General features: G+C 74.9%; 13 protein-coding genes and 1 riboswitch. Of the genes, 7 read left to right on the top strand and 6 right to left on the bottom strand.

The genetic code is table 11. From position 1 onward, the window contains the following. Positions 1-12: 12 nt before the first annotated feature. Complete coding sequence (locus AB0947_RS11100) at positions 13-363, bottom strand: metalloregulator ArsR/SmtB family transcription factor (protein ID WP_030640383.1); 351 nt, start codon at positions 361-363, stop codon at positions 13-15. Between the two features lie 81 nt (positions 364-444). Next, positions 445-627: riboswitch (cobalamin riboswitch) on the top strand. A 27-nt stretch (positions 628-654) separates the two neighbouring features. Here AB0947_RS11100 and AB0947_RS11095 point away from each other — a divergent pair. After that, entirely contained in the window at positions 655-1,737 is a 1,083-nt protein-coding gene (locus AB0947_RS11095; RefSeq protein WP_366750053.1) for a HoxN/HupN/NixA family nickel/cobalt transporter, read from the top strand. 3 nt (positions 1,738-1,740) lie between these two features. Here AB0947_RS11095 and AB0947_RS11090 read toward each other — a convergent pair whose 3' ends face one another. Further along, positions 1,741-2,703: a nucleoside hydrolase gene (locus AB0947_RS11090; RefSeq protein WP_366750052.1), complete on the bottom strand. Its 963-nt coding sequence runs from the start codon at positions 2,701-2,703 to the stop codon at positions 1,741-1,743. Positions 2,704-3,021: 318 nt separating this feature from the next. On the opposite strand from AB0947_RS11090, the gene AB0947_RS11085 reads away from it, so the two are divergent. Beyond that, positions 3,022-3,810: a hypothetical protein gene (locus tag AB0947_RS11085; protein WP_366750051.1), complete on the top strand. Its 789-nt coding sequence runs from the start codon at positions 3,022-3,024 to the stop codon at positions 3,808-3,810. Between the two features lie 4 nt (positions 3,811-3,814). Here AB0947_RS11085 and AB0947_RS11080 read toward each other — a convergent pair whose 3' ends face one another. Then, a complete protein-coding gene (locus AB0947_RS11080) occupies positions 3,815-5,158 on the bottom strand; it encodes a helix-turn-helix transcriptional regulator (protein WP_366750050.1) in 1,344 nt (447 codons plus the stop codon). A gap of 649 nt (positions 5,159-5,807) precedes the next feature. Between AB0947_RS11080 and AB0947_RS11075 the strand changes: the two genes are divergently transcribed. Continuing rightward, complete coding sequence (locus tag AB0947_RS11075) at positions 5,808-7,781, top strand: Ig-like domain repeat protein (protein ID WP_366750049.1); 1,974 nt, start codon at positions 5,808-5,810, stop codon at positions 7,779-7,781. 3 nt (positions 7,782-7,784) lie between these two features. On the opposite strand, the gene AB0947_RS11070 is transcribed toward AB0947_RS11075, so the two are convergent. Together AB0947_RS11070 and AB0947_RS11065 are read right to left on the bottom strand one after the other, a co-directional pair. Beyond that, entirely contained in the window at positions 7,785-8,921 is a 1,137-nt protein-coding gene (locus tag AB0947_RS11070) for a hypothetical protein (RefSeq protein WP_366750048.1), read from the bottom strand. Between the two features lie 182 nt (positions 8,922-9,103). Continuing rightward, positions 9,104-10,327: a PP2C family protein-serine/threonine phosphatase gene (locus tag AB0947_RS11065; RefSeq protein WP_366750299.1), complete on the bottom strand. Its 1,224-nt coding sequence runs from the start codon at positions 10,325-10,327 to the stop codon at positions 9,104-9,106. Between the two features lie 153 nt (positions 10,328-10,480). On the opposite strand from AB0947_RS11065, the gene AB0947_RS11060 reads away from it, so the two are divergent. Together AB0947_RS11060 and AB0947_RS11055 are read left to right on the top strand one after the other, a co-directional pair. Then, complete coding sequence (locus tag AB0947_RS11060; RefSeq protein WP_366750047.1) at positions 10,481-10,996, top strand: hypothetical protein; 516 nt, start codon at positions 10,481-10,483, stop codon at positions 10,994-10,996. 331 nt (positions 10,997-11,327) lie between these two features. Beyond that, positions 11,328-12,230: a hypothetical protein gene (locus AB0947_RS11055; protein ID WP_366750045.1), complete on the top strand. Its 903-nt coding sequence runs from the start codon at positions 11,328-11,330 to the stop codon at positions 12,228-12,230. A gap of 122 nt (positions 12,231-12,352) precedes the next feature. On the opposite strand, the gene AB0947_RS11050 is transcribed toward AB0947_RS11055, so the two are convergent. Next, positions 12,353-13,693, bottom strand: a complete 1,341-nt coding sequence (locus AB0947_RS11050) for a PLP-dependent aminotransferase family protein (RefSeq protein ID WP_366750044.1) — start codon at positions 13,691-13,693, stop codon at positions 12,353-12,355. Between the two features lie 88 nt (positions 13,694-13,781). On the opposite strand from AB0947_RS11050, the gene AB0947_RS11045 reads away from it, so the two are divergent. Both AB0947_RS11045 and AB0947_RS11040 read left to right on the top strand, forming a co-directional pair. Further along, positions 13,782-14,585, top strand: a complete 804-nt coding sequence (locus AB0947_RS11045) for an alpha/beta fold hydrolase (protein ID WP_366750042.1) — start codon at positions 13,782-13,784, stop codon at positions 14,583-14,585. Further along, entirely contained in the window at positions 14,582-15,556 is a 975-nt protein-coding gene (locus tag AB0947_RS11040) for an endonuclease/exonuclease/phosphatase family protein (RefSeq protein WP_366750041.1), read from the top strand. Before AB0947_RS11045 ends, AB0947_RS11040 begins: the two co-directional genes overlap by 4 nt. The last annotated feature ends 51 nt before the right edge of the window (positions 15,557-15,607 follow it).

The raw sequence follows: 15,607 nt of genomic DNA, 5'->3' as shown, positions 1-15,607 counted from the left end.
GTGCGCGGCCGTTCAGCCCACGCAGTGCTCCAACAGCCCCCGGACGTCCGCGTCCACCACCCTGTACCGCACCACGCGCCCCTCCTTCTCCCCCGCCACGACCCCGGCCGCCCGCAGCAGCCGCAGGGCCTGGGAGACGGCGGGGTCGTTCATCCCCGTGGCGATGGCGAGGTCCGACACGGCGAGCGGCCCGGTGCGGTGCAGCGCGACCAGCAGCGCCAGCCGGTTGGCGTCGGCGAGCAGGGAGAAACGGTCGGCCCAGGTGCGCAGGCGCCCCGCCTCACCGATGGCGGCGATCGCCTCGCAGACCCGGTGTCCGTCGATGGAACGACGGTCGGCTCGGTCGGCAGGCACGAGATGCATGGGGCCAGTCTGGCAGGCCCCCTCTCTGTGATCTTCGATACCTGCGCAAGTGCGCAGCTATGCAGGAAACCGCGTGCCCCTCTACGGTGGGCGGGCCGTGGTGTTCGGGAAGTCGATGGAAAGTCGACGCGGCCCTCGCCACTGTGATCGGGGAGTTCCCGTTCCGTCCGGCACCGCCGGGCCACTGGTCGCAGACCGGGAAGGCAGGAACGGCGGACGTACGACCCGTAAGCCAGGAGACCGGCCACGGCAGCTCACGAAGTGATCCACGAGGTGCTGGAGCGTGAACCCATGGCCGATGCCGTCTCTTTCCGCTGGCGACGCGAGGACACCGTCAAGACGGTGGGGCTGCTGGCGGTGATCGTCGCCCTGCACGTCGTCGCGTTCGGAATCCTCTACGTCCTCGTCGCGCCCGAGCACTACAAGGTCGGCTCCGACGTCTTCGGGGTCGGGCTGGGCATCACCGCCTACACCCTCGGCATGCGGCACGCCTTCGACGCCGACCACATCGCGGCGATCGACAACACCACCCGCAAGCTGATGGCCGACGGCAAGCGGCCGGTGTCGGTGGGGTTCTGGTTCGCGCTGGGCCACTCCAGCGTGGTGGTACTGCTGGCGCTGCTGATCGCGGGCGGCACCTCACTGGCCGGGAAGGTCATGAACGAGGGCTCCACCACCCACCAGGTGCTCGGCTTCCTCGGTACGACGGTCTCCGGCACGTTCCTCTACCTCATCGCCGCCCTGAACCTGGTCGCCCTGGTGGGCATCCTGAAGGTCTTCCGGGCGATGCGGGCGGGCGCGTACGACGAGAAGCAGCTCGAAGCGCACCTGGACTCGCGGGGGTTCATGAACCGCGTCCTCGGCCGGCTGACGAAGTCCGTCTCCCGGCCGGGGCAGATGTACCCGCTCGGCTTCCTGTTCGGCCTCGGCTTCGACACGGCCACCGAGGTCACGCTGATGGTGATGGCGGGCTCGGGCGCGGCGGCGGGACTGCCCTGGTACGCGATCCTCTGCCTGCCGCTGCTCTTCGCCGCCGGGATGAGCCTGTTCGACACCCTCGACGGCACGTTCATGAACTTCGCCTACCAGTGGGCGTTCTCCAACCCGGTCCGCAAGGTCTTCTACAACCTCGCCATCACCGGCCTGTCCATCGCGGTCGCCTTCTTCATCGGCACCATCGAGCTGGTCGGCGTCCTGCACGAGAAGTTCGGCCTGCACGACGACATCACCGGCTGGATCGCGGGCCTCGACCTGGACAACGTCGGCTACCTCATCGTCGGCCTGTTCGTCCTGGTGTGGGCGGCGGCGCTGGCGTACTGGAAGGTCGCCCGGGTCGAGGAGCGCTGGGCGGTCTCGCCGTCCGCCGCCGACTAGCGCCTACCGCGCGACGGTCTCCAGGTACAGCTTCACGTACCGGTCGGCGTCCACCTCCAACGCCACGTCCACCAGGGCGCGTTCGCGTCCGCCCTCGTGGATCTCGGACTCGCCGGGGCGGGGGCGGCGGTCGACGATCGTCTGGCCCCGGGCGGGGCCCGGGGCGAGGGAGACCTCGACCGGGAGCCGGCGGGTGGTGATGCCCTGCGGGTCGGCGACCGCGCACACCGCGCCCGCGTCGCCGAGGCCGCCCGCCTCCTCCGCCTGGGGCGGCTCGCCCTGGTGGGCCGGCCGGTGGGCGAGCAGCTCACCGGCCAGCCGGGTGCCGGGCTCACCGCTCGCGCGCAGCCGGTGGACCTCGGCGCTGTCCACCACGACCTGCTGGAAGACGTCCAGGCCGTACATCGTGATCGGCACCCCGGCGGTCAGCAGGACCGCCGCCGCCTCCGGGTCGTGCCAGACGTTGAACTCCGCGACCGGCGTGGCGTTCCCGGTGGCCACCGCCCCGCCCATGAACACGATCCGCTCGATGTTCCGGGTCACCTCGGGGTGGGTGCGCAGCAGCAGGGCGATGTTGGTGAGCGGCGCGGTCGGGATCAGCGTCACCGGGCGCGGGGAGGCCAGGATCTCCCGGCGCAGCAGGCTGACGGCGTCGATGTCCACCGGGGTCCGGGTGGGCGCGGGCAGGCCCAGGTCGCCCATGCCGTCGGCGCCGTGCACCGGGGCCGGGCGGGCCGGCTCCAGCAGCGGGCGCTCGGCACCCCGGGCCACCGGGACGGCGGGGGCGCCCGCCTGCTCCAGCACGGTGAGGGTGTTGCGGACCACCCCGTCCACGTCGGTGTTCCCGGCGACGCAGGTCACCGCCCGCAGGTCGAGTCCGGGGTGGCGCACGGCGAACAGCAGGGCCAGGGCGTCGTCGACGCCGGTGTCGCAGTCGATGATCACGGGAATGGGCTGACCGTCCACGGCGGACTCCTTCCGTCGTGCCGACCTTAGATCAGTCCCGTCCCGGGACGGTCCCTCGGCCCGGTCCCCCGCCCCGCCTCCCGGGCGCGGGTCACCGCCACCGGTCGGGCGGCAGCGCGCCGGGACGGTCCGCGGCGCCGTCGTGCCCGACGGGCACAGGGCGCGCACTGCGGACGGCACCGCACCGGCCCCGCGGGGGCCGTGCCACGGATTCCCCGGCGCCCCCTCACCCGTACGGCCCGGAGCGTTGGTGCGCAGGTCAGGGCGGTGGTGCCGTGAGACCAGGCACCCCGGCCGCCCGCAGCCCAGGAGGCACCGATGTCCCCCGAGATACCCCACCTCCCCCGTGCCGTGACCCTCTCCCTGACCGGCGCCGGCCTGCTGACCGCCGGCGCCTGCGCGGCCTTCGGCCTCAACCACCCGGCGAGCGCGCCACACCCCCTGCCCACGCTCGACCGGCCCGCCCCGACGCCCCGGCCGTCCGCGCGGGCCGGCGGTTCCTCGCTCAGCGACGAGCAGGCGCAGGCCGCGCTGATCGGCCCGAGCGACCTCGGCGATCCCTGGACCGCCACGCGCGGCGCGGCCACCTGGCACGACGGGCTGCTGAAGGCGCGGACCTCGGCCGGGGAGTGCCAGCGGCTGCTGGACGCCCTCTACAGCGACGAGCTGCTCGGCGGACCGGCCCGCGTCACCGCCGGCCTGGACGACGCCGACACCGACGCCCAGCTCCGCTACCAGATCGGCGCCCGCCGCCCGGCCGACGTCGACGCCGTGCTGGCGTGGCTGCGGACGCTCCCGGCGCGGTGCGCGCGGTTCACGGCCACCACCGAGCTGGGGCTCGAGGAGGACGTGCAGGTCGTGGACGCCCCGCTGCCCGAGGTGGGCGACGCCCGCCAGGGGCTGCGCGTCACCGTCGCCGGTACGACGCCCGACGAGCAGGAGTTCCGGCTCACCCTGGACGTGGCCGCCGTCCGGGTCGGCGAGGACGCGTTCGCGCTGACCAACGGCGGCCTGGGTGACGTACCGAACGACGCCACCCAGGCGGCCGTGCAGGTCGGCGCCCTGCGCCTGGCCGAGATCCGCAAGCAGGGCCGGGCGCAGGTGTGAGTTCTCAGAGCGGCGGCTGGGCGGGGGCCGGGCCGAGGGTGGTGGTGCCGGGTGCGGTGCGGTGGCCCAGGCCGGTGCGGTAGGCGTCCAGGGCGGCCTCCACGCGGCCCGTACGGCGGAAGAGGTCGCCGAGGAGGCGGCACAGGTCGGCGAGGTCGCCGGCGGCGCCCGCGCGTTCCAGGAGGCTGAGGGCGCGGACGTAGTGCTCCTCGGCCGCCTCGGTGTCCCGGGCGTCCTCGGCGATGATGCCGAGGAGGCGGTGCGCGCCGGCGGCGTGGACGGCGCCGCGCTCGGAGGAGAAGTCCCCGAGGACCCCCTCCAGCAGTCCGGCGGCCTCCTGGGACTTGCCCCGGCGGTGCAGGACGTCGGCGAGTTCCACGGCGGCCTGGCTGCGGTACAGGGCGGCCCGGGTCTCCGACAGCATGGTGTGCGCCTGGCGCAACTCGTCCTCGGCGCGATCCAGTTCGCCGTTCTGGGCGCAGACGTAGCCGCGCATCCAGTGACAGTTGGCCAGCTCGGTGCGCAGGCTCAGCCGCCGGTACAGCTCGGCGGCCTTGGCCAGGGAGGCGTCGGCCTCGTCGGCGCGGCCCTCGGCGAGCAGGGTGCGGGCCACCGAGCGGTGCATCCGGGCGATCAGCGCGGGGTCGCCGGCCTGCGGGGCGAGTGCCAGGGCGAACTCGGCGGCCTGGGCGGCGCGGGCGTGGGCGCCCATGTCCATGTACGGGCCGATGATGCTGGCGTAGAGCAGCAGGAGGGCGTCGGGGTCGTGCAGTCCGCCCCGGTTCAGCTCGTCGAGCGCGGTCTCCAGCAGGTAGACGGCGTACCGGAGTTCACCGGCGAGGTAGTGGGCGACGGCCCGGCCGCGCAGGGCGGGTACCCGGACCGGCAGGGTCTCGTCGGCGAGCCGTTCCTCGGCCTGCTCGAAGCACTCGCGCGCCGTGGTCAGCTGCCCCGTCTCCAGGGCGCACTCCCCGAGCCCGAGCAGGGCGGCGGCGTGCTCGTGCGCCAGCGCGTGGGCCTCGGCCTCCGCACGCAGCAGGGCGTACTGGGCGGCCGCCTCCTCGGCGCGTCCGTCGGCGAGGACCCGCTGGGCCTCGGTGAGCCGCAGCCGCAGGTCGGTGGCGAGGTGGGCGGGGCGGCCGACGGCCAGTTCCTCGAAGGCGACCCCCAGCCGGTCGGCGATGTGCCGCAACGCCTCGTCGGAGGCGCGCACCCGGCCGGCCTCCAGGGTGGAGATGTAGGCGGGGGTGTACGCGGGCTCCGCCAGCTGTCGCTGAGTGAGCCCCCGCTGATTGCGCAGCCGCTGTACCCGCCGCCCGATGACCTCCGGGTCGTCCCGCTCCCGCATGCCGCCTGCTCCCCCCAACTGCCCTGTCACCCCTTGCCGTTGCGCTCCGGCAGCCCCTAGGTTAAACGGCGAGTTAAACATGCTTAACACGCCGCTGTTGTGTTGTGAGGTCGCCGTGCCCGGACGTACATCCGCACCCTACGCACCGCCGCACTCCCGCACCCGCCCGATCGGCCGAACCTCCACCGCACGGGGGATCATCGCGGCCGTCATCGCCGCCGCGGCCCTCCTCCTCGCGGCGAACGCCGGCCCGGCCCGCGCGGCCGACACACCCCCGGCACCCACGACGGCCCACCAGACAACCCCCTGACGCCCCCGGACGCCGGAACACTCGCCCCTCTGCCGGGAACGCCGGCCCGAAGGCCGCACCACTTCTCGGGGCCCGGACCGCCGACGCCCGCCGCTGTCGCTGCCGGACCTTTCGACGGCCACGGCCGGCGGCCCGCCGCGTCCGGACTGCCCCCAGGCGTCCCAGATGTCCGCGCGCCCGCCTCCGGGGCCGGCGCGCTTTTGTCAGTGGCATGACCTAGTCTTTCCACACTCGCCGCACGAGGCACACACGGCTCATGCACAGGGGGCGGACGCATCGCCCTGCCCACGCGGCGCCCATGTCTTTCTTTTTCATTCGTTCCGGGGGGTTCGAATCAGCGTGCGCAAGCGCTCTCTCACAGCCGCCACCACCCTGGCGGTCCTGTTCAGCTCGGCGGCCCTCGCCGTCGGCCCGGCCTTCGCCGACTCCACCCAGATCCTGCCCGTCAGGACGACCGGTGACATCGTCGTCGACGCCGTCCACCAGCAGGTCTTCATCAGCGACCCGCTGAACGGCAAGATCGTCGTCACCGACTACGCCGGCAGGGTCTTCAAGCAGCTCACCACCAACCTGTCCGGCGTCACCGGCCTGGAGCTGTCCGCCGACTCCGGCACGCTCTACGCGGCCGTGCAGGACCTCGACGCCATCGCCGTCGTCGACACCGCCACCGACACCGAGACCACCCGGTACGAGGTCGGCGACAAGCCGCTCAGCGTCGCCCTCGCGGGCGGCAAGCTGTGGTTCGGCTACGGCGGCGCCACCGCGGGCAACATCGGCTCCGTCGACCTGACCGCCGAGGACCACACGGTCACGCTCGGCCAGGACAGCGACTGGTACGCGGCCCCGCTGCTGGACGCCGCGCCCGGCTCCAGCACCCTGGTCGCCGGTGCGATCGGGCAGAGCCCGGTCGAACTCGCCTCGTACGACGTCGCGTCCGGCACCGCCACCAAGCTGGCGAGCACCCGCGAGGCGGGCAGCAACCTCGGCGACCTCCAGGTCACCCCCGACGGCAAGGACGTCGTGGTGGCCAGCGGCGCGCCGTACTACCAGCAGGTGTTCCGGACGTCCGACCTCAACGAGGACGGCAAGTACGTCACGGACGCGTACCCCAACTCCGTCGCCATCGCGCCGAACGGCACGGTCGCGGCCGGTATCGACGGCTCCTACGAGCCGGACGTCTACATCTTCAAGCCCGGCACCAGCGAGGCGGTCCGCACCTACGACTTCCCCAACACAGGCAACACCAGCGGCTCCGACCTGCTGGCCCGGGGCGGCCTGGCCTGGACCCCGGACGGCTCCCGGCTGTTCGCGGTGACCAGCAACAGCGAGGGCGTGTTCTCCCTGCGCGTCCTGAACGCGCCCACCAAGGCGGTCTCCACCGTCACCGTGGACGCGCCGGCCACCGCCACCCGCGCCAAGAAGCTCACCGTCAAGGGCAAGGTCGCCTCCAAGGCGGCCGTCCCGGCCGGCACCAAGCTGACCGTGACCCGCACCGACCTGGAGTCGCCGAAGGGCAAGGCGCTCGCGGCGGCGGTCACCAAGGCCGACGGCACGTTCTCCTTCACCGACACCCCGCCGGCCGGCGGCAAGGTGAAGTACACGGTGGCCTACGCCGGCGACGCCGCCCACACGGCGGCCTCCGGCTCGGACTCCGTCGACGTCTCCCGCGCCAAGCCGACGCTGACGATCAACAACAACGGCAAGGTGTACGCGTACGGCAAGGACGTCAAGTTCACCGCCCACCTGGGCAAGACGTACAAGAACCGCACGGTGGAGATCTGGGCCGACCCGTTCGGCGCCGACAAGCCGAACAAGCGCGTGAAGTCCGGCAAGGTCAACTCCGACGGCAACCTGTCGGTCACGCTGGACCTCAAGCGGGACACCAAGGTCACCGCGAAGTTCGCGGGCGACTCCCGCTACAAGCCGGCGTCCGCCGCCAGTACCGTCGGCGCCAAGGTCAGCGTGTCCACCTCGGTCAGCAGCCACTACAAGGCGAAGTCGGCGTGGGGCCACACGTACTACTTCTTCCACAAGACCAAGGACCCGCTGATCACGACGAAGATGTCGTACTACCCGGGCCGCGCGCAGAAGTTCGAGTTCGAGGTGTACTACCAGGGCCGCTGGTACCCGGGCGACCCCGAGTACTTCAAGCTGGGCTCCGACGGCGTCTCCAAGGTCCGCATCACCGGCAACCACGCCGAGGACGTCGGCTGGCGGTTCCGGGTGCGCTCGTCGTACATCAACAGCTCGTCCGGTGACATCGTGAACTCCACGACGCACGGCGCCTGGAAGTACTTCACGTTCACCAAGTAAGGCTCACCGGGCGGCCTGGAGCCGGCCGAGCTCCCGCTGGACGCTCTCCAGCGCGCCGCGCCGGCGTCCCGGCACCCTGAGCCGCAACTCAGCGAGCGCGGGCCCGAGTTCACGGGCCCGCGCCGTGTCGTTGATCCGGGTCCACTGGTGGTGGGCGCGGTCCACGGCCGCCTCCACGGCGGGCGCGTCCACCGCCTGCCCGGCGGCTAGCCGCGTCTCGGCCACCGTCAGCCAGGCCCGGCAGCTGCGCACCGGGTCCCCCGCGAACATCGCCAGATCGGCCCGCACCTCGCTCCAGTGCAGCGCCTGCTCGGCAGCGGCGCCGTACCCCCGCACCGCCTCCGCCTCGTACCGGGCGGCCATCCCGTCCGCCTCGGCGTGCCGGCCGGCACGCACGGCGGCACTGATGGCGGCGTGCGGGTCCTCGGTGCGGGGGGCGGGGAGCGGAGCGGCGAACGTGGTGAACGCGGTCGGTGAGGCGGGAGGGGCCCCTGGGACGGGTACGGCGTGGCCCCCCGCGTCCGCCAGCAGCAGGTCGCCCGTCGTCTCCCGCGCGATCCGGCCCACCGCCTGCTGGTGCAACTCCTCCAGCGGGGGCCGGTGGCCGCTGCGCAGCAGCGTGGCCACCGTCTTCATGTACGCCGGCTCCGCCAGGCCCCGCCGTCCCGCCGCCGGGGCGACACGGCCGTACACGGCGGTGTTCCGGCCGGAGTCGAGGCCGCGTTCGGTGATGTGCCGCCAGGCCTCGGCGTCCGCGTGCAGGTCCACGACGAGCGCGGTGTCGGCGGCGGAGCGCAGGCGCAGTTCCTCGCGGATCCAGTGCCAGGGCAGCGCGGTGTAGCGGACCGTGGCCGGGGTGGTGCGGGCCAGCGCGAGGTGGGGCCGGCGCTGTCGGCGGTCGAGCTGCAACTGGCCGGTGACGTACACGGTGAGCGGGCCGGGGGAGGCCGCGGCGGCCCGCAGCCGGGTGAGGACGGCCTGCGGTTCCAGCGGATCGGCGAGTTCGACGACGTTCGCGGTGTCCGTGCCGGACAGGACGGCGGGGGCGACCGCGGCCAGCACCGGCAGGACACCGGCCGCGTCCACCAGGCGTCCCCGGCCCAGCGGCGCGGCCGCGAGCAGCAGCACGGTTCCGGGCATCGTGCCTCCCCCAAGTCACCCTGTGGACCCCGCGACCCCCGCGTACCGGGGGCCCCGTGGATCCGTTCTCCAGCCAGCACCGTAACCGCTGCGCCTGCAAACCGAGGCGTCCCCCTGGCAAACACCCTCCTTCGCGCACTGCCCGGCCCCCGTCCGGGGCTCCCCGTCACCCGCGCGCGCCGTCACCCGCCCCGCACCCGACCGGTGCCCGGGTCGCCGGTCGCCGGGGCCTCCGGATTCGCCACGCCGCCCGCACGGGCCGCACCCCCCGCGCCGGGCCGCCCGCCGTCGTCCGGCAGCCGCCGGACCGCGAAGATCGTCGTGTCGTCCTCCAGGCAGCCGCCGCTGTGGCGCAGGACGCCGTCGCGGACCCGGCGGACCAGCCGGCGAGGGTCCGAGCGGCGGGGGTCGGCGCGGACCGCGCGGGACACCTCGCGGGCCAGGTCGTAGAACTCGCCGGGCTCGTCGCGGGCCTCGGTCACCCCGTCGGTGACCAGCAGCAGCGTCTCGTCGGCGGCGAGCGGCACCCGGTGCACGGGCGGCTGGCCGCCCCCGAGGTCGCCGAGGCCGAGCGGCAGCCCGTCGCCGGCGGGCAGCTCGCGGACTCCGCGCGGGCCGACGGCGAGCGGGGGCTCGTGACCGAAGTTCGTGACGTCGATCGTGTCCGTGGTGCCGCGGGGGAAGGCGATGAGGACGGCGGTGGCGAAGCGGTCGCCGTCGTCCCGGCCCAGCGCGGCGGTGTGGGCGCGGTGCCGCCACATCCGGGTCTCCAGGCGGGCGGCGACGGTCCTGAGATCCCTCTCGTGGTACCCGGCCTCGCGGAACGTGCCGAGCAGCGCGGCCGCGGCCTCCACCGCGCCCAGCCCCTTGCCCTGCACGTCACCGACGAGCACCCGGGTGCCGTGCGGGCTGGGCTGGATGTCGTAGAAGTCGCCGCCCACCCGGGCGTCGACGTCGGCGGCCAGGTACACGCCCGCGTGCTCCAGCCCCGCCCAGCACGGCGGCAGCGGACGCAGTACGGTGCGCCGGGTGGTCTCGGCGATGTCCCGCATGTGCCCGACCTGCCGCTCCTCGCGCACACGCACGACCGCGGCCAGGGTGGCGAGGGCGCCGCCCAGGGCGACGAGGAGGAAGTCGCCGAACCCGGCCTGGTACTGGTCGGGCCAGGCGCTGTCGACGAGGACGTACGTCACCACGGACAGCACGCCGTAGGCGGCGGTCGTCCACACCCCGCAGATCGCGGCGGCGATGCCCGGGACCAGCACGATCCAGGTGATGATCCGGAACTTCTCGCCGGTGGCGAAGTCCAGCACGATGACACCGGCGAGCAGCAGCAGGGGCGGCAGCCACGCGACGCCCGCCCCGCGGATCCGCAGCAGCGGGCGGCGCCGCCGCCCGAACTCCATCTCCGTCACGGCGCCCGGCCCTCCATGTCCTTCAGCGAACCACGGGGGAGTACGGCACGCATCCGGGCACCCGTCACCCCCCTGGCCGACTTGCCGAGCCGTGCGCCCCGGTGTGCGCTGGACACGGGGGCGAGGAGAGGAAGGAGTGCTCTCATGGCTCAAGCGGCACCCACGTCCGGCGGGATGTCCCGGCCCGGCCGCACGCCCGTGGCGGAGCGGCGGTCGTCCGACGTGGTCCGGCGCCCGCCCGACGTCTTCGACGCGCGCACCCACGCGCTCGGCCGGCTGGCCGTCCCGGTCGTGCTGGGGCTGGTCTACGGCTACTGGGTGGCGGCCAACGAGCGCGTCGGCGGCCCGGTCACCGGCGGGAACCTGCTGCTCGGCTTCCTCAGCGCGCTGGTGTTCGCGGTGCTGTGCGCGGCCCTGCTGGTACTGGGCCCCCGGATGCGGCGGGAGGTGCACGCGCTGCTGTGGACGGCGTTCGTCGGCTGCGCGTTCGGCTTCCTCTACAACCAGCGCGGCAGCTTCATCCCCACCCAGAGCGCCAGCCAGAGCGGTGACCTGCCGCGGGCGGTGCTGATCTCGCTGCTGGTGGCGGCGGCCACCTTCGCCACGTTCTTCTACCGCTACTACACCCGGGAGGACGCCTTCGGCCGCCGGGTCCGCTGAGCCGGCGGGGGTCCGCCGGAACGCCGGAACCTCCGGGGACGCCCCGGACGGGTGCCGGTCGCGTCGGCCGGGGAGCGAGCGGGGTGCCGGTCCCCGCCGGGGATCGAGGCGGAGTGCCGGTTCGGCGGGGCCGCGGTCTGCCGAGCGGCGCGGGGGCCCCGGCCGGGCGGCCGGGGTCCACGCGCTCCCCTGTGCCCCCAGTGGCCCGCATCAGCCACTTCCTTCCCCCCAGCACCAGGAAACACCCGTTCGGGGGAACCCTCCACCCGGAGAGCACCCGAACGCACTCCGCCCGCTCGCGCCCCGGCCACGATGGCCCTTGCCTGGAACCGTGCCCTCACGTCTCAGGAGCGCCCTGTCGGCCGTACTGATCGCCCTCTCCTGCCTCCTCGTGCCGTTCGGCGCGCTGGCGGCCTGGGCGGCGTACGGGCTCGCCGACACGGGCCGGTACGTCACGACGATGGCACCGCTCGCCGCCGATCCGGCCGTGCGGGAGGCCGTCGTGGACACGGTCGGCGACGGCATCCTGCGCGCGGTGGACGAGCACCTGGACGTGCGCCCGGTACGCGGCTCGGTCCGGCCGTTCGTGCACGACGCGGTGCGCTCCTTCACCCAGACCCGCGCCTTCCGGCTGGCCTGGGACACCGGCAACCGGATCACCCACGACGCCGTGCTGCGCGCCCTGCGCGGGGAGGACGAGCGCGCCGTCACCGTCGACCTGGCCCCCGTCACCGCCCAGGTCAAACGCCAGCTCATCCATGATCACGTGCCGCTCGCGGCGCACATCCCGGTGGAGCACACCGAGGTCCCCGTACTCCCGGCCGACCGGCTGACCAAGCTCCGGAAGGGTTACCACGTGCTCGAAGTCGCCGGCTTCTGGCTGCCGGTGGCGGCCCTGGTCTTCGCCGTCGGCGGGATCGCGCTCGCCGTCCACCGGCGCCGGGCCGTCGTCGCGACCGGCCTGGGCACGGCCCTGGGCGGCGCCCTGCTCGCCGCCGCCGTGGCCGTCGGCCGCGGCCTGACCCTGGCCGACCTGCCCGCCGACGTGCCCCACCCGGCGGCGGGCGCCGTCTACGACGCCCTGACCGGCACCCTGCGCATGACCGCCTGGCTGCTGCTGGGCCTCGGCCTGGCGGTCGCCCTCGCCGCCTGGCTCACCCGCCGCCTCCGCCCACCCCGCCGCCGGCGCGCGTCCCCGGCCGGCCCCAAGACACCGACCCGAGCCGAAGTCTGACCCCGCCCGGTCCGCCTCCCCCGACCACCCCGCCGCCCCGAGCCCGAGCCCGACCGCACCCGGCGCCCGCGTCGGGCCCACACCCAACCCCCAGACCACCCCCAGCCCCGGTCCCGGCGTACCTACCCCCCAGCCGCCCCGCCCCGCGCGATCCCGGCCAGTGTCTCCAGCGCCCGCCCCAGGTACGCCTCCGGCACCGACCCCAGTCCGAGTCTGACCGCGTCCGGTGTGCGGCTCGGGTCGACGCAGAAGGCCGTGCCCGGGGTGACGGCGATGCCGTGTGCCCGTGCCGCGGCCGTGAAGGTGTCCGCCCGCCAGGGCGCGGGCAGCTCCCACCAGGCGAAGTAGGCGGCCGGGTCGGACCGCACGGTGAACCCGGCGAGTCGCTCGGCGACCAGCCGCTGCCGGCGCCGCGCGTCCTGCCGTTTGGCGGCCACCAGCCGGTCCACGGTGCCGTCGCCGAGCCAGCGCACGGCCGCCTCCAGCGCGAAGGAGCCCGCGCTCCACCCGCCGGAGCGGACGGCCCGCGCCACCGCCTCCACCCGGTCCTCCGGCACGACGGCGAAGCCGACGGTGAGTCCGGGAGCGACCCGCTTGGACAGGCTGTCGACGAGGTGCACCAGGCCGGGAGCGAGCGCGGCCAGCGCAGGCGTGCCGCCGGTGTCCAGGAAGGCCCAGATCCGGTCCTCCACCACCGGTGTCCCCAGCCTGTGGACACAGTCGGCCAGCTCCCGCAGCCGCCCGGCACCGATCGTGCGGGAGGTCGGGTTGTGCAGGGCCGGCTGGAGGTAGAGCGCGGACAGCGGCGCGGCGCGGTGGGCGGCGGCCACCGCCTCCGGCAGCGGCCCCTCCGCGTCCGCGGCGAGCGGGACCAGCACCAGCCCGAGGCGCACCGCGATCTCCTTGACCAGCGGGTACGTCAGGGGTTCGACCCCGACCCGGCCGCCGGGCCGGACCAGCGCGGCGAGGGTGGCGGCGATGGCCTGGCGGGCGTTGCCGGTGAACAGGATCCGCTCCGGCCCGGCCCGCAGCCCGCTCCGGGCGAGCAGGGCGGCGACCGCCTCCCGGGCCGCCGGGGTGCCCGCCGCCGGGGCCGGCCGCAGCGCCTGCCCGAGCGCGTCCGGCCGCAGCAGCGGCGCCAGGGCCGGGGCCAGCAGTTCGGCCTGGCCGGGCACGGAGGGGTAGTTCAGCTCGAGGTTGACCAGCGGGGCGCCGGCCGCCTCGGTCAGGGCGATCCCCGGCTGGCCGTCCGGCGCGGTCGCCCGCACGAACGTGCCGCGTCCGACCTCGCCCACCACCAGTCCCCGGCGCACGAGTTCGGCGTAGACCCGGCCGGCCGTCGACGGCGCGATGCCCCGCCGGCGCGCGAACACCCGCTGCGGCGGCAGCCGTTGGCCGGGCCGCAGCCGCCCGCCGGTGATGTCGGCGGCGATCCTGTCGGCGATGCGCCGGTAGTCGTCCACAACTCCCCCTGTTCCCGGACCGGTTGGATTGCACCGAGGGCAAAGATTTTATTGCACCGAGCAGCGGCCGTCTCCTAGGGTCGTCGCCATGCCCTCCTTCCTCGCATTCCAGGACGAAGGCCCCGAAATCCCCTCCCGGGTCCCCCTCGTCCTCGTCCACGGCCACCCCTTCGACCGCACGATGTGGCAGCCGCAGCTCACCGAGTTCGCCGCGACCCGCCGGGTGATCGCCCCCGACCTGCGCGGCTACGGCGCCTCCCCCGTGACCCCCGGCACGGTCCCGCTCGCCCGCCACGCCCAGGACATCGCGGACCTCCTGGACCACCTGGGCGTGGACGCCTTCGTCCTCGCCGGCCTGTCCATGGGCGGCCAGATCGCCATGGAGTGCGCCGCCCGCTACGGCGACCGGATCCGGGGCCTGGTCCTCGCCGACACCTCCCCCGAGGCCGAGACCCCCGAGGGCCGGCGGGACCGCCAGGCCATGGCCGCCCGGCTGCTCGGCGAGGGCATGCGCGGCTACGCCGACGAGGTGCTGGAGAAGATGGTGGCCCCCTCCGCCGGCCCCGAGGTCAAGGCGCACGTGCACCGCATGATGACGGCCACCTCCCCGCAGGGCGCCGCCGCCGCGCTGCGCGGCCGGGCCGAACGCCCCGACTACCGCGCCCTGCTGGCGGCGCTGCCGGTGCCCGCCCTGGTCCTGGTCGGCGCCGACGACACCTACACCCCGGTCGCCGGCGCCGAGGCGATGCACGCGTCCCTCCCGGACTCCGTCCTGCACGTCGTCGAGGGCGCCGCCCACCTGCCCAACCTGGAGCGCCCCGAGGAGTTCAACCGCGCGCTGGCGCGGTTCCTGGCGCGGCTGGACGGCGGAAACGCAGGCTCGCCCGTGTGACCCGGCGCTCCGGACGCGGGTCCGGCGCCTGGTGCGCGGGCCTGCTGCTCGCCGGGGTGAGCGTGGTCGTCGGCTGCCGGGCCGCCGATACCGACGGCATCACCCCCGTACCCCAGCTGCTCGCCTTCCTGCCCTGGCTGCTCGCACCGGCCGGCTTCGCGCTGCTGTGCGCGCTGCTCGCCCGCTGGTGGCCGGGCCTGGTCTGGCGAGTCACCGTCCTCGGCCTGCTCGCCTGGTACGTGGAGCCGTACGGCAGGACCGCCGAGCCCGACGGGCCGCCGCTCGCCCGGCTCCGCGTGCTCACCGCGAACGCCGGGTCCGGCCGCGGCATCCCCGCCCTGGTCCCGGTCCTGCGCGACCGGCGGCCGGACGTCGTCTTCGTCCAGGAGTGCGCCTCCGGCTGCCGGGCCGCCCGGGAAGGGGACTTCGCGAGCGTCTACCCGCACCGCCGGGCCGCCGGGGAGGACGGCTCCGGCTCCAAGGGCTCCCTCGTCCTGAGCCGCTTCCCGCTCCGGCCCGCCGAGGGCGTCCGCGGCAGGCCGGGCATGCCCGGCGCCGTGGCCGACGTGCGCGGCCACGCCGTACGCCTCCAGCTCGTCCACACCGTGCCCCCGCTGCCGGACCGGGTGGGCCCGTGGCGCCGCGGCCTCGCGGGGCTCCGCGCCTTCGCCGCCGCCCACGACGACGGTCCCGTGATCCTCGCCGGCGACTTCAACGCCTCCCAGGACCACGCGGCCTTCCGGCACCTCCTCGGCACCGGCCTCACCGACGCGGCCCGCCTCGCCGGCCACGACCGCACCCCCAGCCGGCCGTCCCGCACCGCCTCCGTCCTCGGCGCCCAGCTCGACCACGTGCTGGTCTCCCGGGACTTCACCGCCACCGGCGCCCGCTTCCCGCGCGTGTCCGGCACCGGCCACCGCGCCCTCGTCGTGGACCTCACCCCGCACCGACGGGACCGGACGGTGCGCTGACAGGACCGGACCCCGCACGGACGGGCCCAACCCGGATGGATCAACGCGGCG

Origin of the sequence: Streptomyces sp. NPDC047841, from assembly GCF_040704085.1 — a bacterium.
In the GTDB taxonomy this organism is placed as follows: domain Bacteria; phylum Actinomycetota; class Actinomycetes; order Streptomycetales; family Streptomycetaceae; genus Streptomyces; species Streptomyces argyrophylli.
Note: the sequence above shows the minus strand (reverse complement) of the source record. Positions and strands in the feature narration are given on the sequence as shown.

Excerpts from the sequence above, each read along its gene's own strand:
- AB0947_RS11100 (WP_030640383.1), bottom strand. The coding sequence starts at position 363 with ATGCATCTCGTGCCTGCCGACCGAGCCGACCGTCGTTCCATCGACGGA.
- AB0947_RS11095 (WP_366750053.1), top strand. The coding sequence starts at position 655 with ATGGCCGATGCCGTCTCTTTCCGCTGGCGACGCGAGGACACCGTCAAG.
- AB0947_RS11085 (WP_366750051.1), top strand. The coding sequence starts at position 3,022 with ATGTCCCCCGAGATACCCCACCTCCCCCGTGCCGTGACCCTCTCCCTG.
- AB0947_RS11080 (WP_366750050.1), bottom strand. The coding sequence starts at position 5,158 with ATGCGGGAGCGGGACGACCCGGAGGTCATCGGGCGGCGGGTACAGCGG.
- AB0947_RS11070 (WP_366750048.1), bottom strand. The coding sequence starts at position 8,921 with ATGCCCGGAACCGTGCTGCTGCTCGCGGCCGCGCCGCTGGGCCGGGGA.
- AB0947_RS11065 (WP_366750299.1), bottom strand. The coding sequence starts at position 10,327 with ATGGAGTTCGGGCGGCGGCGCCGCCCGCTGCTGCGGATCCGCGGGGCG.
- AB0947_RS11060 (WP_366750047.1), top strand. The coding sequence starts at position 10,481 with ATGGCTCAAGCGGCACCCACGTCCGGCGGGATGTCCCGGCCCGGCCGC.
- AB0947_RS11045 (WP_366750042.1), top strand. The coding sequence starts at position 13,782 with ATGCCCTCCTTCCTCGCATTCCAGGACGAAGGCCCCGAAATCCCCTCC.